Source organism: Alkaliphilus hydrothermalis, assembly GCF_016908555.1.
Taxonomy (GTDB): domain Bacteria; phylum Bacillota; class Clostridia; order Peptostreptococcales; family Natronincolaceae; genus Alkaliphilus; species Alkaliphilus hydrothermalis.
In genome coordinates, this window is the sequence record NZ_JAFBEE010000025.1 from 1 (window position 1) to 25,541 (window position 25,541).

The 25,541-nt window shown below is 36.7% G+C and carries 24 protein-coding genes, 1 pseudogene and 1 riboswitch; of the genes and pseudogenes, 18 read left to right on the forward strand and 7 right to left on the reverse strand.

Annotated elements, in window-relative coordinates; all coding sequences use genetic code 11:
• Nucleotides 1-138 precede the first annotated feature (138 nt).
• Genes JOC73_RS13240 through JOC73_RS13250 form a run of 3 tightly spaced genes read left to right on the forward strand, consistent with a single transcriptional unit; the run spans nt 139 to nt 3,328 of the window.
• Nucleotides 139-1,068 (forward strand): S66 peptidase family protein, encoded by a 930-nt coding sequence (locus JOC73_RS13240; RefSeq protein WP_204404042.1) that lies wholly within the window; start codon nt 139-141, stop codon nt 1,066-1,068.
• Nucleotides 1,068-2,324, forward strand: a complete 1,257-nt coding sequence (locus JOC73_RS13245; RefSeq protein ID WP_204404044.1) for a M20 metallopeptidase family protein — start codon at nt 1,068-1,070, stop codon at nt 2,322-2,324. The genes JOC73_RS13240 and JOC73_RS13245 overlap by 1 nt, the downstream gene beginning before the upstream one ends.
• Nucleotides 2,324-3,328: a serine hydrolase gene (locus tag JOC73_RS13250; protein WP_204404046.1), complete on the forward strand. Its 1,005-nt coding sequence runs from the start codon at nt 2,324-2,326 to the stop codon at nt 3,326-3,328. The genes JOC73_RS13245 and JOC73_RS13250 overlap by 1 nt, the downstream gene beginning before the upstream one ends.
• A gap of 160 nt (nt 3,329-3,488) precedes the next feature.
• On the opposite strand, the gene JOC73_RS13255 is transcribed toward JOC73_RS13250, so the two are convergent.
• Nucleotides 3,489-4,406 (reverse strand): LysR family transcriptional regulator, encoded by a 918-nt coding sequence (locus tag JOC73_RS13255; protein ID WP_204404048.1) that lies wholly within the window; start codon nt 4,404-4,406, stop codon nt 3,489-3,491.
• Between the two features lie 616 nt (nt 4,407-5,022).
• On the opposite strand from JOC73_RS13255, the gene JOC73_RS13260 reads away from it, so the two are divergent.
• From JOC73_RS13260 to JOC73_RS13280, 5 genes are all read left to right on the forward strand, one after another.
• Nucleotides 5,023-5,226: a 4Fe-4S dicluster domain-containing protein gene (locus tag JOC73_RS13260; protein WP_204404050.1), complete on the forward strand. Its 204-nt coding sequence runs from the start codon at nt 5,023-5,025 to the stop codon at nt 5,224-5,226.
• Nucleotides 5,227-5,253: 27 nt separating this feature from the next.
• Nucleotides 5,254-6,315, forward strand: coding sequence for a 3-methyl-2-oxobutanoate dehydrogenase subunit VorB (gene vorB, locus JOC73_RS13265; RefSeq protein WP_204404052.1), 1,062 nt, complete (start codon nt 5,254-5,256; stop codon nt 6,313-6,315).
• Nucleotides 6,316-6,318: 3 nt separating this feature from the next.
• Nucleotides 6,319-7,071: a thiamine pyrophosphate-dependent enzyme gene (locus JOC73_RS13270; RefSeq protein ID WP_204404054.1), complete on the forward strand. Its 753-nt coding sequence runs from the start codon at nt 6,319-6,321 to the stop codon at nt 7,069-7,071.
• Nucleotides 7,068-7,607: a 2-oxoacid:acceptor oxidoreductase family protein gene (locus JOC73_RS13275; RefSeq protein ID WP_204404056.1), complete on the forward strand. Its 540-nt coding sequence runs from the start codon at nt 7,068-7,070 to the stop codon at nt 7,605-7,607. The genes JOC73_RS13270 and JOC73_RS13275 overlap by 4 nt, the downstream gene beginning before the upstream one ends.
• A 449-nt stretch (nt 7,608-8,056) precedes the next feature.
• Nucleotides 8,057-9,262: an NAD(P)/FAD-dependent oxidoreductase gene (locus JOC73_RS13280; protein WP_204404058.1), complete on the forward strand. Its 1,206-nt coding sequence runs from the start codon at nt 8,057-8,059 to the stop codon at nt 9,260-9,262.
• A 408-nt stretch (nt 9,263-9,670) separates the two neighbouring features.
• Here JOC73_RS13280 and JOC73_RS13285 read toward each other — a convergent pair whose 3' ends face one another.
• The gene (locus tag JOC73_RS13285) at nt 9,671-11,176 is read right to left on the reverse strand and encodes a phytoene desaturase family protein (RefSeq protein ID WP_204404060.1); all 1,506 of its coding nucleotides are present in this window, start codon (nt 11,174-11,176) and stop codon (nt 9,671-9,673) included.
• Between the two features lie 168 nt (nt 11,177-11,344).
• Here JOC73_RS13285 and JOC73_RS13290 point away from each other — a divergent pair, with 168 nt between their 5' ends.
• Together JOC73_RS13290 and JOC73_RS13295 are read left to right on the forward strand one after the other, a co-directional pair.
• The gene (locus JOC73_RS13290; RefSeq protein ID WP_204404062.1) at nt 11,345-11,623 is read left to right on the forward strand and encodes an autorepressor SdpR family transcription factor; all 279 of its coding nucleotides are present in this window, start codon (nt 11,345-11,347) and stop codon (nt 11,621-11,623) included.
• A complete protein-coding gene (locus JOC73_RS13295; RefSeq protein ID WP_204404064.1) occupies nt 11,613-12,281 on the forward strand; it encodes an SdpI family protein in 669 nt (222 codons plus the stop codon). The genes JOC73_RS13290 and JOC73_RS13295 overlap by 11 nt, the downstream gene beginning before the upstream one ends.
• Before the next feature lie 44 nt (nt 12,282-12,325).
• On the opposite strand, the gene JOC73_RS13300 is transcribed toward JOC73_RS13295, so the two are convergent.
• Entirely contained in the window at nt 12,326-13,264 is a 939-nt protein-coding gene (locus JOC73_RS13300; protein WP_207755114.1) for an EamA family transporter, read from the reverse strand.
• Nucleotides 13,265-13,744: 480 nt separating this feature from the next.
• Nucleotides 13,745-13,828, forward strand: a riboswitch (cyclic di-GMP riboswitch).
• 90 nt (nt 13,829-13,918) lie between these two features.
• On the opposite strand from JOC73_RS13300, the gene JOC73_RS13305 reads away from it, so the two are divergent.
• From JOC73_RS13305 to JOC73_RS13340, 8 genes and pseudogenes are all read left to right on the forward strand, one after another.
• The gene (locus JOC73_RS13305; protein ID WP_204404066.1) at nt 13,919-14,617 is read left to right on the forward strand and encodes a GGDEF domain-containing protein; all 699 of its coding nucleotides are present in this window, start codon (nt 13,919-13,921) and stop codon (nt 14,615-14,617) included.
• A gap of 682 nt (nt 14,618-15,299) precedes the next feature.
• A complete protein-coding gene (gene abc-f / locus JOC73_RS13310; protein ID WP_204404068.1) occupies nt 15,300-17,243 on the forward strand; it encodes a ribosomal protection-like ABC-F family protein in 1,944 nt (647 codons plus the stop codon).
• Nucleotides 17,244-17,324: 81 nt separating this feature from the next.
• Nucleotides 17,325-17,693: a hypothetical protein gene (locus JOC73_RS13315; RefSeq protein ID WP_204404070.1), complete on the forward strand. Its 369-nt coding sequence runs from the start codon at nt 17,325-17,327 to the stop codon at nt 17,691-17,693.
• A gap of 69 nt (nt 17,694-17,762) precedes the next feature.
• Nucleotides 17,763-18,266 carry a nitroreductase family protein gene (locus JOC73_RS13320; RefSeq protein WP_204404072.1) on the forward strand — a complete coding sequence of 168 codons (504 nt, stop codon included), beginning with the start codon at nt 17,763-17,765 and terminating at the stop codon, nt 18,264-18,266.
• Nucleotides 18,267-18,592: 326 nt separating this feature from the next.
• Entirely contained in the window at nt 18,593-18,994 is a 402-nt protein-coding gene (locus JOC73_RS13325; protein ID WP_204404074.1) for a hypothetical protein, read from the forward strand.
• Nucleotides 18,978-19,634, forward strand: a complete 657-nt coding sequence (locus JOC73_RS13330) for a cobalamin B12-binding domain-containing protein (protein WP_204404076.1) — start codon at nt 18,978-18,980, stop codon at nt 19,632-19,634. The genes JOC73_RS13325 and JOC73_RS13330 overlap by 17 nt, the downstream gene beginning before the upstream one ends.
• A gap of 18 nt (nt 19,635-19,652) precedes the next feature.
• A complete protein-coding gene (locus tag JOC73_RS13335) occupies nt 19,653-20,858 on the forward strand; it encodes a SpoIIE family protein phosphatase (protein ID WP_204404078.1) in 1,206 nt (401 codons plus the stop codon).
• A gap of 103 nt (nt 20,859-20,961) precedes the next feature.
• Nucleotides 20,962-21,198: pseudogene (locus JOC73_RS13340) on the forward strand (Fic family protein); the annotation flags it as partial.
• A gap of 478 nt (nt 21,199-21,676) precedes the next feature.
• On the opposite strand, the gene JOC73_RS13345 reads toward JOC73_RS13340, so the two are convergent.
• The 4 genes from JOC73_RS13345 to JOC73_RS13360 all read right to left on the reverse strand — a co-directional run bounded on the left by JOC73_RS13345 (nt 21,677) and on the right by JOC73_RS13360 (nt 25,538).
• On the reverse strand, nt 21,677-23,221 hold the full coding sequence (locus tag JOC73_RS13345; RefSeq protein WP_204404080.1) for an HAL/PAL/TAL family ammonia-lyase: 1,545 nt from the start codon (nt 23,219-23,221) through the stop codon (nt 21,677-21,679).
• Nucleotides 23,222-23,239: 18 nt separating this feature from the next.
• Nucleotides 23,240-23,779, reverse strand: coding sequence for a hypothetical protein (locus tag JOC73_RS13350; protein WP_204404082.1), 540 nt, complete (start codon nt 23,777-23,779; stop codon nt 23,240-23,242).
• Nucleotides 23,780-23,847: 68 nt separating this feature from the next.
• Complete coding sequence (locus JOC73_RS13355) at nt 23,848-24,102, reverse strand: hypothetical protein (protein ID WP_204404084.1); 255 nt, start codon at nt 24,100-24,102, stop codon at nt 23,848-23,850.
• Nucleotides 24,103-24,116: 14 nt separating this feature from the next.
• Nucleotides 24,117-25,538, reverse strand: coding sequence for a sodium:solute symporter family protein (locus JOC73_RS13360; protein WP_204404086.1), 1,422 nt, complete (start codon nt 25,536-25,538; stop codon nt 24,117-24,119).
• Nucleotides 25,539-25,541 lie beyond the last annotated feature (3 nt).

The window sequence follows — 25,541 nt, forward strand, 5'->3', positions numbered from 1 at the left end:
GCATACCCCGAACTTGAGGTCATACTCGCCTACTAGAAATAGACTGGTGTTTAATCATTCAAGAATCCCCTTCCTTCAGGTATGGGGAGTGTCAATGGGTATATTTTAGATATACTACTTAAAAAAGGAGGGTAAACCATGCTAAGACCGAAAGCATTAAAAATAGGGGATACCATTGGGATTGTGGCGACCTCTAGCCCCACAACCCAAGAAAAAGTAAAGTCAGCTAAGAAGGAACTGGAAGCCCTAGGATTCAAAGTAAAACTTGCACCTAGTTGCCACGCTACCCGTGGATACCTTGCAGGAGATGACCAAATGAGGGCAGATGACCTCAATGGAATGTTTGCTGACCAAGAGGTAAAGGGGATTATTTGTCTCAGAGGAGGATATGGAGCTCCTAAAATATTAAAGAGAGTAGATTTTGAGTTAATAAAGAATAATCCAAAGGTATTTGTTGGATATAGCGATATTACTGCATTACATATGGCGATGAATCAAATCTGTGGACTAGTAACCTTCCACGGACCAATGGCGGCTTCCGATATAGCCGGTGGTCTGGATGAATTTTCGGAGAAGGAATTGATACGGGCCATTACAGAATCAATCCCTATGGGAAAAATTTCAAACCCAGAGGAAGTAAAGATTGAAACTTTAGTAGGTGGAAAAACTCAAGGAATCATTATTGGTGGCAACTTATCGCTGATTGCCGCCACAATGGGAACCCCCTATGAAATAGATACAAAGGGGAAAATACTATTCCTGGAGGAAATCGGAGAAGAACCCTATAGTGTAGATCGTATGCTGACCCAACTGGCACTGGCAGGGAAATTTGATGATGCAGTAGGAATCATTTTAGGTGACTGGAATAACTGTGAGGCAGAAAAGCCAGAAGAAAGCTTAAGTCTAATGGAGGTCTTGGAGGAAATGATCGTCCCCTATGGCAAACCGACAATATATAATTTAAAGGCAGGCCACTGTACACCCAAGGTAACCCTTCCCTTTGGCGTAATGGCAAGCCTAGATGCCGATACAGGAAGCTTAACAATAGAAGAAGGGGCAACGGAATAATGAATAAGATTGATAAAAAAGATAAGGGTAAAAAAATAGATAGAATAGACCAGACTTTAAAAAATCCTAAAACTCATACGCTAATAAAGGAAGCCCACAAGCTAAAGGATTGGATGACTGAAATTAGGCGAGATTTTCACAAAAATCCCGAATTTGGTATGGAAGAATTCCGTACCATGGGTAAAATTGTAGAGTACCTAGAGGCTTTGGGAATCGAATATACTTCTGGGGTGGCAAACACAGGGGTAGTTGCCATCATCAGAGGGGGGAAAGAGGGAAAAACAGTAGGCCTGAGGGCAGACATGGATGCCCTACCTATCCAAGACGAAAAGGATGTCCCCTACAAATCCACTGTAGCAGGAAAAATGCACGCCTGTGGACATGACGCCCATATGACTATCCTACTGGGGGCGGCAAAGCTTTTAAAAGATAAAAAAGATCAGCTCAAGGGAAATGTAAAACTTTTTTTCCAACCTGCTGAAGAAACAGTAGGGGGGGCAAGACCCATGATTGAAGCAGGATGTATGGAGAATCCAAAGGTAGAAGTAATGTTTGGCCTACATGTATCCTCCGAAATCCCTACAGGGGAAATAGGGCTAAAATACGGACAGATGAATGCTTCCTCCGATACCATTAAAATCATCCTCCATGGAAAAAGCAGTCACGGAGCCTATCCCCACAAGGGGGTGGATGCCATCATGATGGCAGGGCAGGCATTGACAGCCCTTCAATCCGTTGTCAGTAGAAACGTAGATCCTAGAAATTCAGCAGTTATCACCCTTGGGACCATCAAAGGGGGGAGTCAAGGGAATATCATTGCCGATAAAGTAGAAATGGTGGGTACTGTGAGGACCCTAGATCCTACCACTAGAAGTTTAGTTATTCAGAGAGTTGAAAAAGTCGTCAACCTAGTGGCAGAAGCAATGGGTGGTAAAGGAGAGTTAATCCGAGAAGAGGGCTATGCAGCATTAATTAATACCGACTCCATTGTAGATATTGTCAAACTCAATAGCGAAGAACTATTCGGGGCTGAAAGTATCAACATAATTAAGGAGCCAAGCCTAGGGGTGGAGGACTTTGCCTACTTCGCACAGGCAGCGCCATCAGCCTTTTTTAGGTTAGGATGTAGAAATGAAGAAAAAGGCATTGTCCATGATGCCCACTATTGCCTATTCGATATAGACGAAGAATGTCTAGTGTTGGGGGCAGCCCTACAGGCAAAGAATGTACTATCCCTTTTAGGAGAGGAAGACTAATGAAGACTTTAGCGAGTTTAAAACCCTTAGAGATGACTATACAAAGAATGATTGAACCAATAGATGGAACAGTAGCAGTATATATCAAAGATCTTGACACCCAAGAAGAAATAGAGATAGGGGTGATGGAAAGATTTCATGCCGCCAGTATGATTAAAGTTCCCCTCCTGTATGAAGCTTTGCGACAATTGGAGATGGGAAAGTTAAACTTAGAGGAAAAATATAAACTACAGCAGGAAGAAAAGGTCGGAGGATGTGGGGTCCTACAACTATTAGGGGAAGGACTTGAAGTCACCCTAGAAGATCTCCTCCACCTCATGATTGATATTAGTGATAATACCGCCACTAATATGTTGCTGGATATAGTGGGAAAAGATGAAGTAAATCAAACGCTTAGGAGACTAGGGATAGAAGATACTCTATTAGCTCGAAAGCTAATGGTGGTTGCTCCGGGGGTCTATAGCTATACCACAGCAAAGGATATGGGACGACTTTTTGAAGTAATAGAGCAGAATAGAATAAAGGTTGAAGAAGTATTAGAAGAAGTATTAAAGGAACAAGAAGAACTAAAAGCAGAACTAAAAGCAGAAGTGAAAAAAGAAGAAACATTAAAACTTCAAGAAACTGAGAAGTCTGCAAATAGAGTAAATGAAAAGGCATCAAAAAAAGCTATAAAGATACTTTTAGCTCAACAAATGAATGACCGACTATCCTATGAACTCAATTTATGTGGAGCCTGTAATCATCGAGTTGGCCATGAAAATACCTGTAGCCAATGCGGAGCCGCCATCAGCGATGTGGACACAAACCCTGTACCCTTTGCCCACAAGACAGGAGAAATTGTTGGAGTGGTCCATGATGGAGGGATAATGTATTTAGATAATCGTCGTATTGTAATTGTGGTGTTGACGAAGGGACTGCAGAATAATGAGATTGGTCATAAGCTTTTGAGGGATATCGGTGTGGAGGTCTATGAGGGTTTGGGGAGTAGAGATTTAAAATAACATACTAGTATGTTTTGAACGCCTAAGTGTACTCCATTGAAAGGGTAGACAGATTATAAAAAAAGCCGCTGCTTGAATTGATTCTCAAAGGAGAACAAAGAAAAAATGAGGCAGCGGGATTCCCTTTTGCCTCATTTTCTATGCATAATCCAGAATTCCTCTATAACAGCCTAGTAAAATCCCCCTGAAAATGCGTCTGTACATTATTTAACTCCTCTAAAAACAAAGCAATAGAAGGGTTTTTATTAGTCTTCTTCCATGCCACCACCATCTCATCCTTTGACTGCTCACCTTCAATATCAATAAAACGAAGACTTGGGGAGGATTGATACTTCAAACTCTTAGGTAGGATAGCAATCCCCATCCCAGCGTCCACCAGCAACAATACTGTCTGGATCAACCTAGGCTCACTGACGATATTGGGAGTAAAACCGTGGTTGGCACACATCAGCAGAGTCTTATTAAAACCTTGAGGAGACTCTTGTCTACTGAGGGCAATAAAACGCTCCTGAGATAAATCTGCAATATTGATACTCCTTTCATCGGCTAATGGATGCTCCGAATGAACCACCACTGAGATGGTTTCCATCAAGACCTGCTTTTTGGCTAGTCCCACAATGTTATTAAGGCCAAAAGAGAGGGTAAATCCAATATCCAAAGCACCATGACTGAGGTTTTCAATCAACAGACCATGATTATATTGATTAAGATGAAGTTCAATTTTAGGATAATTCCGCTTAAACTGCCTAATCAAATAGGGCAAGAAATTCCTCTCCGTATATCCCAGAAAACCAATCTTCAAGCTACCGATGATCCCCAACTCCGCCTGGCGGGTCTTCTCTAAGATTTCCTCCGACTTATTTACAAGGCTGATGGCTTCCTCTAAAAGAACAGACCCAGCATTGGTCAGCTTCACCGACCGCTTATTTCTAATAAAAAGTTGGACCCCCATTTTCTTTTCTAAGTCTGCAATTTGTTGACTTACAGCTGATTGGGCAACAAACAAATGCTTTGCTGCCTCTGTAAAATTTAAATGCTCGGCCACTGCAATGAAATATTTTAATTGCCTAATATCCATAAATACTCCTCCACCATCTGTTAACTATTATATTAAATAATAACATTAACATCTGTATAATTCAATATAAATCAGTTTTACTTATTACTGATATCCATTTCAGATATTTCACAATGGGCTTAATTTTCAGTATGCTATAAGTATAGGATTATTCAAAAATACACAATTATGCAGGAATTCACTGGGAGGAAATCCTTAATCTTCAAATATGACCTATAGGAAATTTTCATTACAGTACCGAAAATTTATAGGTGGGTAATCGGTGGGTAATCCATCGACAAGTTCAACAAAGATTGCCCTATACAAATTGATAGAGAGTTGCTTGTTAAGAAAATAGTTGAGGATTCGGTGCAGGACTGAAATAGAAGAAATAAAAGAAAATCGATTTAGACAGATAAAACAGCATACTCAAATCCAATCGTTAATGATATAATTAGACGGATGAAGTTCTCCACTCCAGTGGAAATTATTCCAAGTGAAGAAGCATTAGAATCCTTCTCCTTTGCTGCACTTAAGGTCATTACTGGAGAAGAGGAGGCTACACCATTTAGGTAGTGCTGTTAAGGTATTATTATTAAATTATTACTATAGTCAATTATTAAAAGGAGGGAATGACATGGCAAAGGTTAACGTATTAAGTGAATATTGCAAGAGCTGTGGTCTATGTATCGCTGCTTGTCCAAAGAAGATTTTAGCCGTGGGAGACAAATCCAACAAAAAAGGGTACTTTACAATAATCTGTGAAGACCAAGAAAAATGTATTGGATGTGCTCTTTGTGCGACTGTCTGTCCAGACGTTGCAATTGAAGTTTACAAATAAAAGGTGGGAAAGGAGCTGAAATATTCGATGGAAAAAATATTATTAAAGGGTAATGAAATCATTGGCGAAGCTGCCATCAGATCAGGATGTAAATTGTTTTTCGGATATCCTATTACGCCATCTACGGAAGTAGTAGAATATTTATCAAAGCATCTTCCAAAGAGTGGAGGAACAGTACTTCAGGCAGAAGACGAAATCGGAGCAATTAACATGTGCTACGGTGCAGCCTGTACAGGGGCAAGGGTTATGACAGCATCATCAAGTCCAGGGGTAAGTTTAAAGCAAGAAGGTATCTCCTACAGTGCTGCTGTTGGACTACCTATGGTAATTGTAAACGTTAACAGATGTGGTCCAGGACTAGGTGGATTAGGACCAGCTCAATCCGACTACTTCCAGTCAACTAGAGGTGGTGGACATGGGGACTACAGAACAATCGTATTAGCACCTTCAAAAGCTCAAGAGCTTTATGACTATACAATGTTAGCCTTCGATTTAGCAGACAAGCATAGAAATCCAGTACTACTTTTAACAGATGGTTTCTTAGGCCAAACAATGGAGCCAATAGTATTAAAAGAAAGACCAGAACCACCAGTAACTGATCGAAGCTGGGTAGTTGATGGAGCTAAAGGAAGAGAAAAGAGAATCTTAGCTAGCTATTCATTAACTAATGAAATTGGAGAAGTAAACAACTTAGGTTGGGAAGCTAAATACAAGCATATTCAAGAAACAGAGCAAAGATGGGAAGAGTTCCATACTGAAGATGCAGAATATCTAATCGTAAGTTACGGAACTACAGGAAGAATTGCAAAGAGTACAGTGCTAAATGCCCGTAAAAAAGGAATTAAATTAGGTCTAATCCGTCCAATCACTTTATGGCCATTCCCAGACCAAGCCTTTGCACCATTTAAAGATAAGATCAAAGGAATCGTAACTGTTGAGTTAAATACAGGACAAATGATCGAAGACGTTAAGTTAGCAGTAGAGTGCAAGATGCCAGTACACCTTTTCAGAAGACAAGGCGGTATGCTGCCAACAGAAAACGAAATCCTAGAGTATTTTGAAAATACATTTTTATCAGAGGAGGTGTAGGTAATGGAAAAGATATTCGGAAGAAGTAAAGGATTAACTGATGTTCCATTTTCATTCTGTCCAGGATGTACCCACGGAACGATTATGAGATTAATTGCTGAAGTTTTAGAGGAACTTGAAATTATAGATAACACAATCGGAGTTTCACCGGTAGGATGTGCAGGTTTTAGCCAAGATTTCTTTAGCTGTGACTTCGTTGGAGCAGCCCATGGTAGAGCTCAAGCAGTAGGGATCGGAATTAAGAGAGCCCTTCCAGATAGAATGATATTTACCTATCAAGGAGATGGAGATATCGCTGCTATCGGTACTCAACATGCTATCCATGCCGCAGCAAGAGGTGAAAAAATCACATCAATCATGGTTAACAACGCAATTTTCGGAATGACTGGTGGACAAATGGCGCCAACAACGTTAGAGGGAATGAAGACTACCACAAGCCCTTACGGTAGAGATATTGAAACAACAGGTTTCCCAATTGATTTACCAAGATTAGTAGCTAACCTTCCAGGAGCTGTGTATGTAGCGGCTGTTTCTGTTGATTCACCAAAAAACATAAACCAAGCTAAAAAGGCTATCAAGAAAGCTTTCCAAGTACAAATGGCTGGATTAGGATTTGCCTTTGTAAGTGTATTATCTACCTGTCCAACTAACTGGGGAATATCTCCTGTAGATAGCTTACAGTGGTTACGAGAAAATATGATGCCAGTTTACCAAATGGGTGAACTTAAGGTGACCGAGGAGGTAAAAAGCTTATGATGGATAAAATAATTCTTGCTGGATTTGGTGGCCAAGGGGTTATGTTCTTAGGTAAAGTTCTAGCTTATGCAGGAATGGGTTCTGATTTAGACCTTTGTTGGATTCCATCCTATGGACCAGAAATGCGTGGAGGTACTGCCAACTGTTCGGTAGTATTATCCGACGAAGAAATCCACTCACCAGTTATTGATGTAGCTGACGGAGCGATCGTATTAAACAAACCAGCTTACGATAAATTCGCACCTCGTATAAAGCCAGGTGGAGTATTAGTAGTGAACTCTTCTCTTGCAGAATTAGACGAGGTAAGAGATGATATTACCATCATTCAAATCCCTGCAACTGACATGGCAAATGAAATGGGTCATACTAACATTGCCAACATGGTTTGTTTAGGAGCTATCCTACCAAGCTTAAAGTTAGTTGATATGGAAAAAATCGAAAAGGCTATGCATACGCTAGTTGGAAAGAAAAGACCAGAGTTATTAGATGTAAACCTAAATGCCATCAAAAAAGGCTTAGAGTTTACTAAAGCATAGGGAAAATCCAATAAATTAATATAACACAAAACTAAAACCTACGAAGGACTATACCAGTCTTCTCGTAGGTTTTTTATATACATTCAAGAACAAACTCTCATTAAACATTTACTGTGAAGGAATATCTGCTGAAATAGTGTTACTCATAATACACTTAGATAATAATACATGGTTAATGTAAGAATAAAATATATTTTGCTTTTATAATCAAATCATGAAGCACATATTGACTAACCTATCAAACATGTTGGTTAAGTCATTAGGTGTTTTTGTAGTAAAATCTGAGGACAGTTAAAAGGAAAAAATTTGATTAAAGGAGCAAAAATATCCGTAATGACAGATTATATAAGAATTTTATAATTTAATTAATTTCACATTATTTCACAACATACTTATTATTTATATGGACACAATATTATAAGTATAATACATTTGTGAGGTGGTAAAAAGTGAATCTACAAACAGGTAAAATGTATTGGCCAACAACGTTGTTAAATCCTCCCACCTATAGATCCCTACAAGAAGATATAGAATGTGATGTTTTAATTGTTGGTGGTGGCAGTTCTGGAGCAATGTGTGCCCAATACCTAAAGGATACTGGTTTGGAAATTGTGGTTGTTGAGAAGGATAAGGTGGGTTCCGGTAGTACCAGTTCTAATACAGCCCTTATTCAATACACTGGAGAAAAAAGCTTTACCCAATTGATTAATAGCTTTGGAGAAGAAAAGGCGACCCGTCACTTGAAACTGTGTAAATATGCGATGAAGGAAATTGAAGAGCTTTCCAATACACTAAGAATTAACCCAAATTTCAACACAAGGGATAGTTTATATTATGCCAGCTACAAGGAAGATGTATCAAAGCTAGAGAAGGAGTATGCACTATTAAAAAAACATGGTTTTGATGTAGAATTGTTATCAAAAGAGGATATAAGTAAGCGATATCCTTTTCAGAAAGAATCAGCCATCTATTTCAATAATGATGGAGAATTAAATCCCTTAAAGTTTACAACAGGTTTAATGCAACAATTAGAAAATAGTGGTGTGAGAATCTATGAAAACACAGAAGTAAAGGGTCGGGATATTCAAGAGGATAGCATCACTTTCTATACAACAAAGGGAAACTCCATCAAAGCCAGTAAGGTGATTATTGCAGCAGGGTACGAAGGATTAGACTTTAAAAAACACAAAAATGCTGTCATTACTAGCTCCTATGCAGTTGTAACTAACCCAATAAAAGATTTTTCACCATGGTATAATAGGACATTAATCTGGGAGACGGCCCGTCCATATATTTATATGAGAACCACAGAAGACAATCGAGTAATTATCGGTGGACTAGATGAAAATACGACCTATGCCGATCAAAGAGATTCTAAGCTAATGGCCAAAAAAGACCGTTTAATAGAAGAATTTCATAAACTTTTTCCAACCATTGAGGCATATCCGGAATTTTATGTATCCGCCTACTATGGAGGCACCCATGATGGAATGCCCATGATAGGAATATATGATGAGCTCCCCCATTGTTATGTTGTGATGGGATATGGGGATAACGGATTGGTGTATAACATGGTTTTAGCAAAAATCCTTGGAGAGGTGATCACAAAAGGCTCAAATCCAGACTTAGAGCTATATCTTCAAAGCCTTCGATAAAGGAAAATCCATAAGATAGCTGTTAAAGAAAAAGTATTCTAACATAAAGAATGTATAGGATGCTTTTTTTTATTTTCTACAACCTAAAGTTTCTCACCCAAATTGAAATATTCTATTTCCCTCAATCATATTGATAATAGAGTACAAAAATTTAAAAAAAGGATTTACGGTTTGGGGAAAAAATTTCTAATATGTACTCTTATCATATCTCTACAGGGTGAATGGTGCCAAAGTTCATAGATGGAGAAACTTTAGACACTAGCAATCAATATGCTATAGGATGTACAACAGGGATATAAATAAATATGGTTAATTGTGTAAATACAATACGTTCGTTGATGAAGAATAAAAAATAATTACTCCCTATAGATTTGACCTAGTATTAGTCGAGCCTCTAGGGAGTTTTATTTAATAGAATCGTGATGATGTATCCTTTAAAATTTCCTCAGTCACCAGTTTACTGGAGAGTAATACAATAGAAACCCCGGGGCCAGGGTGCACAGAACTACCTACAAAGTATAAATTTTTTACTTGCGTAGATTTAAAATGAGGTCTAAAGTAATTTGTCTGGGTCAGAGTGGGACTAAGTCCGTAGGCAGTACCTCCATAGGAGTTAAAGTCATTTTTTAAGTCCTTTGGTGTGAAATATCCCTCGTATTCAATATTTTCTTCTAAATCCTCTAGGCCTTTGATGGTTTTGAGGGTATCAACAATCCTGTTCCTCATATCCATTACAGTTGCTTTATCCCAAGAGATACTATCAAACAATAGATTAGGCACTCGAACAACGACACTTAAACTTTCACCTTCATTTTTAATCATGCTATCATCTATTCCAGTAGGACAATAAATATACATTGAGGCATCTGGAGGTAACTTCCCTGTAAAAGCAAACTCAACATTTTCTTTAAAGTTAGTATTTAAATATAGATTATGAACAGAAAGTTGAGGATACTTCGTTTTCAATCCTAAATAGAGAATGAAGGAGGAGCAGGAATACTTCATCTCTTTTAACTTCTCCTTTGTATATTCACCTTTATGATGGCCGCTTTTAATCAAGTGCGCCATTGTATAGGGGAAATCGGCATTACTTACGATAATATCGCCGTATACCTCATCCAGTTCTTTGGATTTAACACCGATGGCCTTGTCATCTGAAATAATAATCTCATCTACAGAATAATTGGTGATGATTTCTCCTCCTAATTGGTAGATAACCTTTTCTAGAGCTTTGATATATGAGTATACTCCCCCTCGTAGATGCCAAAGACCATATAATTGGGAAATAACAGGAACTAAAGCATAAATACTAGGGCCCTCATAGGGCGATACCCCAACATATAAGGATTGATAGCATAAGAAATTGATTAACTTTTCATCCTTAATATATTCAGAAATCAATTGATAAGAGGTAGAAAAAGCCTTTGTTTTTAAGGCGCTTATTAAAGATGATGGGTTGAAAAAGTCCACTGGATTCTCAAAAGACCTCTGCAGAAAATCCCTATTGGCAATATTATACCTTTCATATACTTCTCCAAACAATTTTATGTAACCAATAGAATCTTCTATCGAAAAGCTTTCTAAGGTTTTGATTAAAGACACTAAATCTCTTGAAAAATCATATTGCGTGCCATCGGGATAAAAACAGCGATAGGTAGGATCTATTTTTACAAATTCAATATAGTCATTGAAATCTAGATGAGCATAACTAAAAACCTCTTCAAGTATCTCACGATTCAATAAAATTGAAGCAGTTAAATCAAACGTAAAAGGGTCATGTATCAGTTGATTAGTTCTACCACCAATTGTTTTTTGCTTTTCATAAATCTTTACATTGTACCCTCTACTGAGGAGTCTAATGGCAGTAGCCAATCCCCCTACACCAGCACCAATGATGATTACCGACTTTTTCATTTTCTCACCTCAATAACATTAACTTAGTATGATTAGTATCTTCAAAGAGGTTATCCTTTAAACTTATTTAATACTTAATCTAATTAAAAAATCATCTAAATAGCAATTTACAAATAATAACATTTGCGATAGTATCTATTTAAACAATCGTTTAAATAGGAGGATAATATGGGATTTCCTGAAACCTTTAAAGCACTGGCTGATCCAGTGAGAAGAGATATTTTAATATTACTAAAAAAAGGTAAGCTACCGGCTGGAGAAATTGGAGCCCATTTTGATATTAGTGGTGCAGCAATCTCCTATCATCTAGGACAACTAAAGAAGGCTGATTTAATATATGAGAGCAAATATAAAAACTATATTTTTTATGAGCTAAATACGTCGGTCTTTGAAGAAATGATGTTATGGTTTGCACAATTTAGAGGAGGGATAGAGGATGAAGAGTAGGTATATAAAAGTATATTGGGTTTTGGCGGTACTGCCGTTGGTGGTTACCCTTGTGGCAATGCCCTTATTTCCAGAAAAAGTACCGATGCACTACAATGCTGCAGGTGAGATTACTCGATGGGGAAGTAAGTATGAGCAGTTAATATTTCCAGTAATTATTTTGGCAATGGCATTTTTGGTGAAATGGATGATTAAACTAACCGTTAAAGAAGAAAGTGATGGATCAAATATGAAAGCCTTATTAATGGTGGGAGCCAGTACTTTAATGCTATTTAATGGAATGAATTCAATAATCTTATATAATGGATATCTTTCCAAAACAGATATAGGTACATCAATAGACCTTAGTAAAGCCACTGCTTCATTACTGGGTATAGTATTAATTATCATTGGAAATGTACTCCCAAAATGCAAACAAAATGCCATAATTGGTATTAGAACTCCTTGGACTTTGAAGGATAAGAATGTCTGGTATAAAACCCACAGGGTTGGGGGGCCAGTTATGATGATAGGAGGAATTATTAGTACTGTTATCACTGGAATTTTTTTAGAGGGTATAGTGGCCCAGTTATTTGTAGTAGGAATTTTGATAGTTGTCTCATTGATTTTAACAATCTACTCCTATAGGGTATACTGTGACCAGAGAATAAAAAGTTAAGAAAAGATCAGCCCATCGGGCTGATCATCTTTATGGAGAATAAATTATACCCTTTTACCCACTGGCATCCCTTTAAAATCTCTGGTGGGGAGGGTTTTCATTTTAGCAGTTTGAACCAAGAATACACCAGTTAAAATAATACCAGTACATAGTATTACTTCTATAGATACAGGCTCATCAAGAACTAAAAAGCCAAGAAATATTGCAACAAGAGGATTTACATAAGCATAGGTTCCTGCCTTGGCAGCAGGCCATCTCATTAGAATGTAAACATAGCAACTATAGGCTAATATCGATCCAAATACAGCTAGATACAGGATTGCCCCCACGCCTCTCAAGCTTAGATTAACTCTTGAAGCTTCACCAAGGAAAAGGCCGATTAAGGTTAGTACTATCCCCCCAGCCAACATTTGTATTCCTATATGGGTAACAATAGAACCTGTTGCTTTAAATTGTTTTGAGTAAACAGAGCCACCAGACCAGAAAATAGTAGCACATACCAAAAGTAAAGCTCCAATGACATCAATTGCTCCAGTACCAGAGCTAGTAGCAACCAACAGCACCACCCCTGAAAACCCAAGGATCAAACCTAACCAAGCTCTGCTACTAATCTTGCTGCTACCAGGTAAACAAAGCTCTATCAAGGCCATAAAAATAGGCATTGAGGCAACAATTAGAGAAGTGATGCCAGAATGAACCCACTGACTAGCCAATACTACCAGCCCGTTACCCCCCACCAACAAGAAAAGTCCCACAATTGAATGTCTACGAACATCCAATCGGTTGGGAAAATCTAATCCCTTTAACTTGGCATAGGTTATCATAGCTAGACCCGCCAGTAAAAATCTAAAGCCTGCAAATAAAGCTGGTGGAAAAGCACTAACCCCTATCCGTATAGCTAAATAAGTAGAGCCCCATACAATACAAACACATAAAAAGGCTAATATGTTTTTTTGCTCCTCTTTGTTCTTGATCAACTCCATCATAATGCCCCCTAAAAAAGTCATATTTATAGATTAATTATAACCTATTTCTGTTGGATATTTTATTTTAATTTAGAAATATTTATAGTCAAAATATTGATTTCATACAATGAGGGTAGACATAATTTTATAAAAAAATTGCATATTGTACAATATACAACAAAATCCGACAAATCAAGCGTGTTATAATAGTAACAATCTATATCAATATTATCATTGATTTATTCAGGGACTAAAGGATAGCGGTAAATTGCAGTTAGATGAAGTTGAAGAGATAATGAGTGACATCCAAGCCACAGGAGAAATTTACCCACTGCTGGAGGTGGTAAATAAAATGAGTGAAGGTTAGTCTATGGTTCCTATTTACAATAAATCCAACTAATTCAAAATTTTTTTACTTTAATTTAAGAATGCTGAAGGAATTTGGCTAAAAATGTCTAATATACAATTAGGACTAAAGTCTTATTTTAAAATGAAAATATGAGTAAAAAGCAAACTTATTGAAAGATAAGGACGCAAAGTCATGTGTCTACGGAATAATTCTATGATCGACAGACTGCCATAAACAACCATGTATTCCAACTCTGGCATCTGTGTTTTGCAGATGTTTTTTTGTTAGGTTAATATGAGGATTCTAAGGAGGGTAGACATCTTATGGAAAGAAATAGAATAAAGTACTCCATAATCATTATCATACTAATTTTATCAGGTATTTTATTTATCAAAATAGATAGCAATCAAGTAGATCTAATTAATAATAAGCATTCAACCCTATTGCTGGTGTTGTTTATATGTTTAACTTATCAATATCATAAAAAACAAAGAGAAATAGCTATCCTAAGTAGGAAGGCTTCCTTAGATATCATGACAGGAAGCTTAAACAGAGAAACAGGACTAATTTGCTTAGAAGAACACATGGAGTTATGTAGACGACATAAAAAAAGCTTGGTGATTGGATTTATTGATATCAATAATCTTAAAGAAGTCAATGATGTATTGGGTCACAAAGAAGGAGATAACCTAATTATTGCTATTGTAGATATTATAAAAGCTAATTTGAGAAAAGAAGATCAGATATGTAGACTAGGAGGAGATGAATTTTTAATTATTTTAAGTAACTGTGATATTGCAGAAGGTCAAAATATCTGGAGTAGAATTGAACAGAGCCTTGGTGAAGAAAATCACAAGAGACAGTATCGGTACAAGATGTCTGCTAGTATTGGATTGGCAGAATTCAATCATGATAAAATGATCTTAATAGAGGATTTGCTAGAAATAGCAGACAAGAAAATGTATATAAATAAAAGAGAACATAAGAGACGTTTAAATGGGGGAGAGAAAACGATTACTTAATAAAAATAGTCCAATATATTTTTGAGATTATGTTTTAACTTTCCCATCACTAATGATACTAAAAGAAATTGCAATAAATACTTTTGGACTTTGCCTCCTTTACATATGTTACAACTAGTGATACAATTATGAATAATGACAATATTTGTGAAAGGGGAAAGTAAGTCTATGACGCCATCTAATTGCTAATATTAATTTATTAAAATTAATATGTATTTTATATTGAGTTTAAATTGCCTAATTTATTGGGTTTTATTACTATGCTCATTATGGAATAGTGCAAATTAGAAGGGTGCTTACTTTACTAGAATTCAATACTATTAATTACTCTAAAACTCTATTGGCAATGGTGCTTTGGGTGTTGAACCAGATGGTTTTAAAAAGATAACTCAAGAATATTGGAATAACATATCTGTCTTTGATCGTTATTGATTTTACTTGAGTTTACTGGACTATGAATGTACCATATCTGGTTTTTAGATAGTTATAGTAATCTATGTATATTTTAGACTGTAAGAAGATCAATCTTCTTGCGGTCTTTTTTATTCACTTCATCATTAGATTAGAGCTATAGCAATTAATAAAAAAAGCATTTTTTTTAAAAAAAAATAGTAGAGTAGTTCTTCGTTTGCATGTCCATAAGAAGATCAATCTAGAAGACTGCCAAAGGAAGGGATAAATTATGTTTGAATTATCGTTAAATAATGTAAAAAAATATATGGATGCTACGCTAGTACTGAAGAATATCACGTTTCAAGTTTATTCAGGAGAAAAAGCTGGAATCGTTGGAGTAAATGGAAGTGGAAAAAGTACTGTTTTGAAATTAATAGCAGGAATAGAAAAACTATATCGTTATCCAGGCAGCACAAGCTTGGGATATGATGAGGGATGGATTTCTATGCCTAAGGAAGCCACCGTTGCTTATCTAGAGCAGATCCCCCAGTATCCAGAGGGATTAAAGGTAATAGATGTCCTCAATTTAGCATTTGAAGAGATATACGAGATAGAAAAGGGAATGCGACAATTGGAGGCTGGTATGAAAACTTTAGAAGGAGAGGAACTAGAAAAAGCATTAAAAAAATACGGTGAATTACTACAATTATGTGAAGTAAAGGGAGGGTACGGGATACAGGAAAAATTAAGTAAGGTTTGTCAAGGGTTAAAATTTGATGAGGGTTTTTTAAATAGAGATTTTAGTCGCTTGAGTGGTGGAGAAAAGACAACTGTAGTGCTGGGGAAAATTCTGATTGACCACCCTGATATATTGCTACTGGATGAACCGACGAATCACTTGGATATGGAATCAATTGAATGGCTAGAGGAATATCTAAGGGATTATAAAGGGATTGTAATCATCGTATCCCACGACCGATATTTTCTAGATAATGTAGTCGACAAAATTATAGAAATAGAAGATATGGAATCGGAGACCTACAAAGGCAACTATACTGATTACATTAATCAAAAGGAAGAAAAAATGCTGATTCAATTTGATGATTTCAAAGAACAACAGAAAAAAATCAACGCAATGGAAAAAAACATCAAGGAATTAAGGGATTGGGCATTGAGGGCTGATAACAATAAATTCTTTAAACGGGCTGCCAGTATACAAAAAAGGCTGGATAAATTGAATAGAATAGACAAACCAATCTTTGAAAAACAAAATATGAAGCTGAATCTTAAGACAGCACATCGTTCAGGAAATGAGACTATAAAAGTAAAAGAGCTTGCAAAAAGCTATGGGGACAAGGTTATATTCAAAGATGCAAATTTACTGATAAACTTTGGTGAAAGAGTTGGTTTTATTGGTCCAAATGGTAGTGGCAAAACCACTTTTTTAAAACTACTTTTAGGGGAAGAACAACCCGACAAAGGGGTAGTAGAATTGGGGGCTAATGTCATGGCGGCATATCTACCACAAAAGATTACCTTCAACAATGAAGAACTCACTGTTTTGGAGTGTTTTCGAGAAGATATATTTTTACTGGAGGGAAAAGCTAGAGAGTATTTATCAAAATTCATGTTCTATGGTAAAAGTGTCTTTAAGAAGGTTAAGTACCTATCTGGAGGAGAGAAAATTAGGCTCAAGTTGGCCCAACTTCTGTACGAAGATGTTAATTTGCTGATATTAGATGAGCCCACCAATCATCTAGATATTGATTCAATAGAGACATTAGAGGAGGCGCTTGAAGAATTTAATGGAACAATATTTTTTATATCCCATGATCGATACTTTATCAATAAAGTCTGTCAAAGGGTAGTGGCTCTAGAAGATAATGGATTTAAAGGGTATACTGGAAACTACGATTATTATAAAAATGAAAAGGAGAGACAATTAGAAGAGGTGAGCCCACAAGAGGATGCTAAAGAATCAGTACAGAAGACTGAGAAACTAAAAAAAACAAGAAATGCTGGAAATGCTGATGAAAATAAAAAGAAGGAAATAGAATTGGCTAAAGCTGAAAAAAAAATTGAAGACATTGAAAAGCAGATAGCAGCAATTGACATTGCCATGGAAGCCGCTGGAGAAAATTATGAGGAGTTGAATAAACTTTATAACCAGAAGGGTAATTTAACTACAGAACTGGAGGAAGTAATGGAGCTGTGGTTGAGCTTTACAAATTAATATTTTGAGAACAAAGAATAGATACTAAGGTGAGGTTTGGGTATAAAATATAAAAAACAAACAGGGATAAGGAGAGAAGATATGCCGGAAGATATTAAAAAGGATATTTTTATAATGCTAAAAACTATATTAAAACACTATGAAGGACAACTAACCGTAGTTAATGACTCGGAGGATATTTATTATTTAGATGCTGGAATATTCCCTAAAACCCAAAAAGTATTGTTCTTTGGATCAGTTCAAATTAAGAAAAGTTATGTAAGCTATCATCTAATGCCAGTTTATGTTTTCCCAGAGTTGCTTCAAGATATTTCAAGTAAACTAAGAAAGAGAATGCAGGGAAAATCTTGTTTTAACTTTAATAGAGTCGATGAATCATTATTTATGGAGATTGAAGAGTTGACTAGTAGTGCATTTCAGAAATATAAGGACAATAATATACTACCATAAAAGTTTCCTCTAGAAATAGGGTAAAATATCACTAATGGTAAGGAATAAAAATAAAAGGAGAGAAATCAAATGAAGGAAATATTCTCAAGAAGAAGCATAAGAAAATATAAAGAGCAATCAGTAGACCAAGAGCAGATTAATCAGCTGTTGCGGGCTGCCATGTATGCACCTTCTGCAGGGAACGAAAAGCCTTGGCACTTTGTTATTGTTAAGGATCGAGAAAAATTAAACGAAATTACTAGCTTTCATCCCCATACTCAAATGTTACAAGAGGCTCCCCTTGCAATAATAGCATGTGCAGATATTAGTGATGTCAAGTATGATGGCGCCTTTTGGGTTCAAGATATGTCTGCAGCTATCCAAAATATTTTACTACAAGGGGAATCTTTAGGCTTGGGAACCTGTTGGTGTGGAGTATACCCTAAGGACGAGCTAGTTGATAAGGTTTCAAGCTTAGTAAATCTACCAGAACATATTATCCCAGTGGCTATCATTGCTGTCGGTCACCCAGCAGAACAAAGAGAGGTGAGGGAGAGATTCAATCCAGATAGAGTACATTATGAGGTTTGGTAGATTGCGTAGATAAAAATATAAACTCTGTTGCACCAAATTTTGGTTTAAGACGACCCTAAATCTTGACTTCTTGATTTAGGGTTTCTTTTTACAATTAACTGCATGATAAACTTATAGTATAGAATATAATGGGAATTACATAAGTAAAAATGAAACGCCTACTTGATTTACATAAAAGAAAGATAAATATTTCGCCAAATGTCGACTAAATATTACATCAGTATTATTGAAAAACCCCTTTCATATGATATACTGAACTGAGTTGAAATAATTAAAACATTCTGTAAAACAAAGCAAATGTCATAGATGGAAGGGGTAATAAGGGAATGGAAAGAAAAATAGGGGATATGATTAATGAAAAGACGGAGGATATTATTTTTAAACTGAAGGATATTGGTTCGAAGGCATACTTTGCAAATCTCACCATGCCACCGGAATATGTAATCGACTTAATCACAAGGGATTATCTTCAGTGCATGACAATTTATAGTGAGTCTGGAAGTATGGAAACCTTTCGAAACAAGATTATTTGGATGAAGGATATCGCCAAAACAAGGATGCCTGCCAGAGAATTTAAAGCAGATCTGATGGATTTTAGTCATGCCCTTGAAGAGGCAGTCCACGCCCTTGTTAACCAGGAGGCACACATTAAGGAATTGTTTCATGACATGAGGCAGGTAGTTGAAGGGGTGTTCAAGGAGGAAACGGATCATGGAAGCAACCTATAAGGAATACCTCCAGCATCTCATCGAGGGGAATAAAATGGAGTGTCACAGGGTGATCAAGGAAGGTCTTGAGCGGGGATTGAAAATCAAGAATTTATATAACCAGGTTTTTGCACCAGTGATGATTCATGTAGGAGAGCTTTGGCAAAAAAACCAGTTTACTGTGGCCCAGGAACATTTAGCAACTGCTATTACCCAAAGTGTAATGTCTTCCCTTTATTATCAGCTTTTTCATGAAACTCAGGCAAAGAGAAAGGGAAAAATACTTTTAACCTGTCCAGGGAATGAGCTCCATGAAATGGGGGTTCGAATGCTGGCTGATCTAATGGAGATGGATGGGTGGAATGTGATTTATCTAGGCGCCAACATGCCCAGCTTCTCGGTAATGGAAATGATTGAGAAGGAACAACCAGATATTGTGGGGGTATCATGTACCATGTCTTTTAACCTAAAGCATGCTAAAGAACTGGTGGAAAAAATCAAGGAAAGATACGAGAATCTCCCAATCATGGTGGGAGGGATGGTTTTTAATATTGATCCAACTCTAATAAAATATGTTGGTGGGGATCATTACGGCAAAACCTTTGATGAAACCCTTGAACTTTTGGATAAATTGAATTTAAATAAAATAAAACACGAATAAAATAGTCAGGTGATTTACATGGAAAAGAACATTAAAAATTATAGTGAATATTTACAAGTGTTATTTGAAACCTCCCATGAAGGGATGGTACTAATGGACTCCAAGGGAAAGATTGTAGCCCATAACCTATCTTTTTGCAGGCTCATGGGAATGGAGGGGGGAGATCTCTGCGGAAGTTTGCTCCACAGTTTTGTGGAGGAAAGCAGTGTAGCCAAGCTCAATACCTTTTTAAAAGCCCTGACGCAGGGATACCAAAGGGATTGGGAGATGAACATAAGATGTGCCACTGGAACCGTATATCCCGTATTAATGACAGGCTTCTCTAAGGATGAGGGGATATTTGTGACTCTCAAGAAGGAGTTAGAGGAAATGCTGCAGCTGCAGGAGAATCTTATGGTGATAAATAACGAACTGACCAATACCAGAAGGGAATTGGAGAAGAAGAACGTCCAGCTGGAAGCGGCCAACAGCAAAATTAGGGAATATTGTAATGAGCTTACGGAAAAAAACAATTTGATTCAAATAGAATTGAATGTGGCAAAGAAGGTTCAAAAATCAATGCTTTCTCGAATCATAACAGACTATAAAAATCTAACAATTAATAAAAAGTATTCCCCTGCATCCAATGTTGGGGGAGATATGTATGATGTGGCCATCATACAAGAGGACAAAATCGGCATACTTATCTGTGATGTATGCGGTCATGGGATGGGGGCGGCCCTGGTGATGGGCGTTCTGAAAAATATGTTTAGAAATTACTATAAAAGTTTTCTGGAGCCCAACCAGCTCCTTAAAAAAATGAATCAGGAATTTGTAGAAATCTTTTCCCATGATGGATTTCATATTTACGCAACGGCCTTTTATATTATTTTAGACCTAAAGGAAAAAACCATCACTTATTCTTCGGCAGGCCATCCATTTCCTTTTATTTACAGCGAAAATGGAAAAAGTTTGGAGCTGAAGCTCCCGGGAGTTCCATTGGGGATCATGGGGGATACTGTTTATGAAAATAAAAAAAGTACTTTCGATGATGGAGATCGAATCTTTTTGTTCACTGATGGATTGGAAAACTTCCTGGAAGAATTAAAAGATCATGATTACTGTATAAAGAACTATACTTGGGGAAATATCTCCTATTATTTTAGAAATCTATGTACCAAATTGGATGAAAAAACTTGTAAGCAGAAAGACGATGTAAGCTTAATGGTTGTGGAAATTCAATAATAAAAGATTTTATGGTTGTTCCAGATGAAATGCAAGCTCTCATTAATTGGTATGAAAGAGAAACCCAAAAACTACATCCCGTTGAAAGAGCTGCACAGCTACATGGCATTTTTTTGGAGTACATCCTTTTGTAGATGGTAATGGAAGGACAGCAAGACTTTTAATGAATTTAGAGCTTATGAAAAATGGATATCCTGCTACAATTATTAGAGCAGATAATAGATTAGAATATTATAATGCTTTAGACAAAGCACACACAACCAATGACTATGCTGATTTTAGTATATTGATTGCACAAGAGGTTGAGAAAAGCTTGGATGTGTATTTAAAACTTATATAATTGAGCAAAGCCCATGGAAAATTTACATGGGCTTAAATTATGCTGTCAAACTGATAAAAAAATACCCCATAGCCAGTGGCCGGCCTTCATTGGAATATAAGAGAGCAAGTGAAAAGAGAGGTTATTGAACTCCCAGGAACGGAAAAAACGGAAACCCACTTGGCTCCCGTTCCTGTAAAGAATTCTAATACCCGCTCAGATTGCTCCTCAGCATAGCCTTATCCTGTTATTAGAAAAGACAATGTATATTCTTTGCTTTAACTGGGTAATTTATACAGAACCAATTAGTTAGATTACTCATCGACAAGAATCAACATTTCTAATCAAATCTTAAAATTACTCAGTTACTGTCCATAGAAAGAGAATAATCAAAATTATTAATACCGCCTAAGAATACTCCTCGTTTTACCTTTACACGCCATAATGTACACTCCATAATGCCATTTTTTTAATAAATATTATACGATATAGCTTGAATTTAGAATTTTAATTCCCCTACAACCCTTTCCACTGCTGCTATAATAGCACCTTCTTTAATTAAACCTGCAATACATTCCATATCTGGGTGCATATTTCTGTCCTCATTCACAAAGAGAACATCTTTTCTTACCAAGTCGTAGACTGCTTTAGTTGCTGTAGCAGGCTTGAGATCCTTATAAAAATCCTGTGCTTGAACAGAAGTCATTATTTCTATTGCAATTACATACCTAGCAAGCTCCATGCAGTTATAGGCTTTTAGAGCTGCATTGTAGCCCATGGAGACATAGTCTTCTTGGAAGGCACAGGTAGGCACATTATCTACCGTTGCAGGGTGGGTTAGTAATCGGATTTCCCCAACAATTCCAGCTGCAGCATATTGAGGTATCATAAGCCCATTATTTAGCCCAGGATTTGAATTTAAAAATGCTGGTAGATCACTTACGTACCTATTCACCATTCTATCTATTCTACGTTCTGACATTTTTACCATATTGCCAATGGATATACATAGTGTATCTGCAGTAATTCCTACATAAGCAGCATCTGCATTGCAACCCATCACAGCGACTCCATTATCACTGCTGGTTTTGAAAAGATGAGGGTTGTCAACTGAGGAATTAAGCTCAATATCTATTGTAACTTTACCATCCGCTATTGATTTTTTAGCTGCACCATGTAGCTGCGGCATACAGCGGAGAGATAATGCATCCTGTACCCTGTGGCCTTGGTATTTTTCTAGAATTTCGCTATCCTTTAGAATAGTTCTAATATTATATGCTGTAGAACTTTGGTTTGCATGGGGTCGTACCGCCATAAGTCGCTCATCCATAGCCATCAAGGTTCCTTTAAGAACTTCTAAAGACATGGAGCCAGAAATATCGTTTGTTTTGCCAATAATCATGGCATCATATATTGATAAACAAGTTAGGCCTGTTACAGAAGATGTACCAGAAACTAGTGATAAACCCTCCTTACTACTAATCACTGTGGGTTCGATGCGGGCTTCTCTAAGGGCTTCTGCCCCACTAAGAAGCTGACCCTTATAATAGGCTTTGCCTTCACCTATAATTACGAGAGCAATATGGGCTTCTATACCGATATAGCCAACAGAACCATGTCTAGGAGCAAAGGGAGTAACACCTTTATTTAATAATTCTCTTATTTTATCTACCGTTTCTAATCTAATTCCAGTGTAGCCACTTCCAAGCTGTTGTATCATAGCAACCATGATTGCCCTTACACATTCTCGGTTAAGGGGTGCCCCTAGGGAAGTCGCATGGGATCGGAGGTTATTTATTTGAATAATCTCTCTATCTGCTTTATTAATAAATTCTCTACAGTTATCTCCAAGTCCTGTAGTTATTCCATAGACTACTCTTTCTTCATTAGAAAATTTTTCAACTAGTTTTCTAGACTCTAATACTCGATCTATATATTCCTTTGAAAATTCTACTTTCTTGTCATACCTAGCAATAGCCACCACTTCTTCTATAGTAAGGGTGCTCCCAAGTACCACTTTTTCAATAGTTATTGGATTTATCATTTTTATCTCACCCCTATATTAAAAAGTTCTTCTGACATTGCAACCATCTGCAGATATTGGGATATATCTAACTTTAGAGCCTTCTATAAGTTCACCGAAAAAGGCAATGTGATAAGGCCTAAAAACGCTCATTACATCCACTGCATTTATTGTTAGATTCCCACCTATCCTTCTTCTTAAAATTTTCCTAACAAGAATATTACCTTTAGTTATGAGTTTTTCAATATCGTAATCTGACATTTGAATATTATCCGGGTTGACTTCTTTTGTCTCTATATCTATTCCCTTGTCATCATAATAGGAAACACCGCCGGTGGACCCGTTAGCAATTATTCTAATGAGAATTTCTTGCTGTTTATAATTTTTAAAAAGCTTTTTTACAAAAGGGAGAGGAGTAAAGGTAACGTTATAAGTAATAACTTTATTTTCTATGTATAGCTCCTTCATTGTAATTTCATTATGGTTCTTTAACAGAACTTTACCTATGAAATTCCCCTTTTTATTTGCAATATTCTTAGCCTCATCTACATTTAGTTTTATAGGGAAACATTTTATCACCATATTGTACTCCTTTTTAAGGTGCTATAAAGAATTCTATAGCACCTCATTATTTTTGAATAATAGAATTAGATTTTTTTCTGAACACCTTTAGAAAAATGTAATACTTCACTAATGTATTTTAAAAATATCAGAGTTGTAACTGCAGTAACAGTATAAGGAACTACTTTTCCTACAATAAAATCAACATTATTAATAAGGGAGTATCCTATTATAGTGGATATGATGGGGAACAGAATAACTAAAAATCCATCCATCCCCAACCACTCAATCTTATTTTCATTAACTTCATTTTCTATATGTTGCTTATTTGTAGATGACATATGAATCCTCCTTTTTAATATACTTGCAACTTAACATTGTTAGCGTTTTTGTCTTCGCCAATCTGATTACCGATAATCCAGAATAGTAGAGAAGCAGGTAAAGCTATTAAAATAGGTTCTAGTGTACCAAAGGATTCTGATAGTACAAAGGGGTTTGTTTTAAAATATGTAAAGAATACGACACCTGAGATCATGGAAAGTAAACCGGCCATCGGTGTTTTCTTTCCTTTATACATCAAGGCTAAAAGTACTGGTACGAAAGCTGCAGACATCCATAGACTCATGAGGAAGGCGATGGCATCATAGACCATAGTGAATTTGAAGGCTAAAGAAAGTCCAATTAGACCTAATAAAACAGAACCAATTCTACTTAGGAGAATAATCTTTTTGTCTGATAATGGCTCTTTACTGAATACTCTACCATATATATCGTTTGCAAGGGTTGTACCGCCTATCAAATAATAACTATCAAGAGTAGATACCAAGGCACCTACTAGGCCCACAATAAATAGCCCCCTAACACCAACTGGCAAATAACTTAAAACCATTTCTATATATCCAACTTCAGGAATAGCTGTTGGATTAGTTGCCCTTACAATTATACCCGCCAGAACAAGAATCATGTCAAAGCCTAACCATAGAGAGAAACATGTAAGCATGGCTCTTCGTCCTGTTTTAGCAGAGTTACTAGCGGAGAATCTTTGATAGAAACTGGGGTCTGCATAAACATTAAGACATAGTATAATGAGCATCAAGGCTTTTGAAAAGGGCATTCCAGCAATAGGGGCTGTGACCGCCGGGGTAGCTGATAAGGCTTCTCTAATACCAACTAGGCCACCAACATTTGAATATATTGTCGGAAATACGCTACTAACACTACCTACCATAAAGAAAAAGAATATCATATCTGTAACTGCAACACCCATAAGACCACCTAAACAAGTTAAAAGGATGGTAATAAGTACGATTACAACCCCCACTACAACCTTATCGGCACCCCAGGCAGCAACTCCAATATAGCCTGTTGCAGTAATTTCTCCCAATTGTGAACAATAGATGAATAAGAAAATGGAACCCAAGACAGCTACTGATTTACCGTATACACTGTGGAGGACGTCTGGAATAGTAATGTCTGATCTAACATGAATTTTAGGCCCAACCCATAGGGCTAATGGAAACCTAACTGCATGGGCACCAATTGACCATATAAACCAAGAAGCAAGACCGAAGGCAGAGGCATAACCAATTGTACCGACTACTCCAACACCACCATACCAGGAAGCTACTAAGGTACCGACCACCAATGACCATGGCAAACTTCTATTAGCTAAATAATAACTCTCCATATCCTTTACTGATTTTGAAAAATGGTAGCCTATTGCTATAACACCTAATAAAATAATAAATATAACAATGTTATCAATCGATGTTAACATTTT

What these genes read in the sequence shown, in the direction of transcription:
- JOC73_RS13240 (WP_204404042.1), top strand. Translation starts at nt 139, where the DNA reads ATGCTAAGACCGAAAGCATTAAAAATAGGGGATACCATTGGGATTGTG.
- JOC73_RS13245 (WP_204404044.1), top strand. Translation starts at nt 1,068, where the DNA reads ATGAATAAGATTGATAAAAAAGATAAGGGTAAAAAAATAGATAGAATA.
- JOC73_RS13250 (WP_204404046.1), top strand. Translation starts at nt 2,324, where the DNA reads ATGAAGACTTTAGCGAGTTTAAAACCCTTAGAGATGACTATACAAAGA.
- JOC73_RS13255 (WP_204404048.1), bottom strand. Translation starts at nt 4,406, where the DNA reads ATGGATATTAGGCAATTAAAATATTTCATTGCAGTGGCCGAGCATTTA.
- JOC73_RS13260 (WP_204404050.1), top strand. Translation starts at nt 5,023, where the DNA reads ATGGCAAAGGTTAACGTATTAAGTGAATATTGCAAGAGCTGTGGTCTA.
- vorB (WP_204404052.1), top strand. Translation starts at nt 5,254, where the DNA reads ATGGAAAAAATATTATTAAAGGGTAATGAAATCATTGGCGAAGCTGCC.
- JOC73_RS13270 (WP_204404054.1), top strand. Translation starts at nt 6,319, where the DNA reads ATGGAAAAGATATTCGGAAGAAGTAAAGGATTAACTGATGTTCCATTT.
- JOC73_RS13275 (WP_204404056.1), top strand. Translation starts at nt 7,068, where the DNA reads ATGATGGATAAAATAATTCTTGCTGGATTTGGTGGCCAAGGGGTTATG.
- JOC73_RS13285 (WP_204404060.1), bottom strand. Translation starts at nt 11,176, where the DNA reads ATGAAAAAGTCGGTAATCATCATTGGTGCTGGTGTAGGGGGATTGGCT.
- JOC73_RS13290 (WP_204404062.1), top strand. Translation starts at nt 11,345, where the DNA reads ATGGGATTTCCTGAAACCTTTAAAGCACTGGCTGATCCAGTGAGAAGA.
- JOC73_RS13295 (WP_204404064.1), top strand. Translation starts at nt 11,613, where the DNA reads ATGAAGAGTAGGTATATAAAAGTATATTGGGTTTTGGCGGTACTGCCG.
- JOC73_RS13300 (WP_207755114.1), bottom strand. Translation starts at nt 13,264, where the DNA reads ATGGAGTTGATCAAGAACAAAGAGGAGCAAAAAAACATATTAGCCTTT.
- JOC73_RS13305 (WP_204404066.1), top strand. Translation starts at nt 13,919, where the DNA reads ATGGAAAGAAATAGAATAAAGTACTCCATAATCATTATCATACTAATT.
- abc-f (WP_204404068.1), top strand. Translation starts at nt 15,300, where the DNA reads ATGTTTGAATTATCGTTAAATAATGTAAAAAAATATATGGATGCTACG.
- JOC73_RS13315 (WP_204404070.1), top strand. Translation starts at nt 17,325, where the DNA reads ATGCCGGAAGATATTAAAAAGGATATTTTTATAATGCTAAAAACTATA.
- JOC73_RS13320 (WP_204404072.1), top strand. Translation starts at nt 17,763, where the DNA reads ATGAAGGAAATATTCTCAAGAAGAAGCATAAGAAAATATAAAGAGCAA.
- JOC73_RS13325 (WP_204404074.1), top strand. Translation starts at nt 18,593, where the DNA reads ATGGAAAGAAAAATAGGGGATATGATTAATGAAAAGACGGAGGATATT.
- JOC73_RS13330 (WP_204404076.1), top strand. Translation starts at nt 18,978, where the DNA reads ATGGAAGCAACCTATAAGGAATACCTCCAGCATCTCATCGAGGGGAAT.
- JOC73_RS13335 (WP_204404078.1), top strand. Translation starts at nt 19,653, where the DNA reads ATGGAAAAGAACATTAAAAATTATAGTGAATATTTACAAGTGTTATTT.
- JOC73_RS13345 (WP_204404080.1), bottom strand. Translation starts at nt 23,221, where the DNA reads ATGATAAATCCAATAACTATTGAAAAAGTGGTACTTGGGAGCACCCTT.
- JOC73_RS13355 (WP_204404084.1), bottom strand. Translation starts at nt 24,102, where the DNA reads ATGTCATCTACAAATAAGCAACATATAGAAAATGAAGTTAATGAAAAT.
- JOC73_RS13360 (WP_204404086.1), bottom strand. Translation starts at nt 25,538, where the DNA reads ATGTTAACATCGATTGATAACATTGTTATATTTATTATTTTATTAGGT.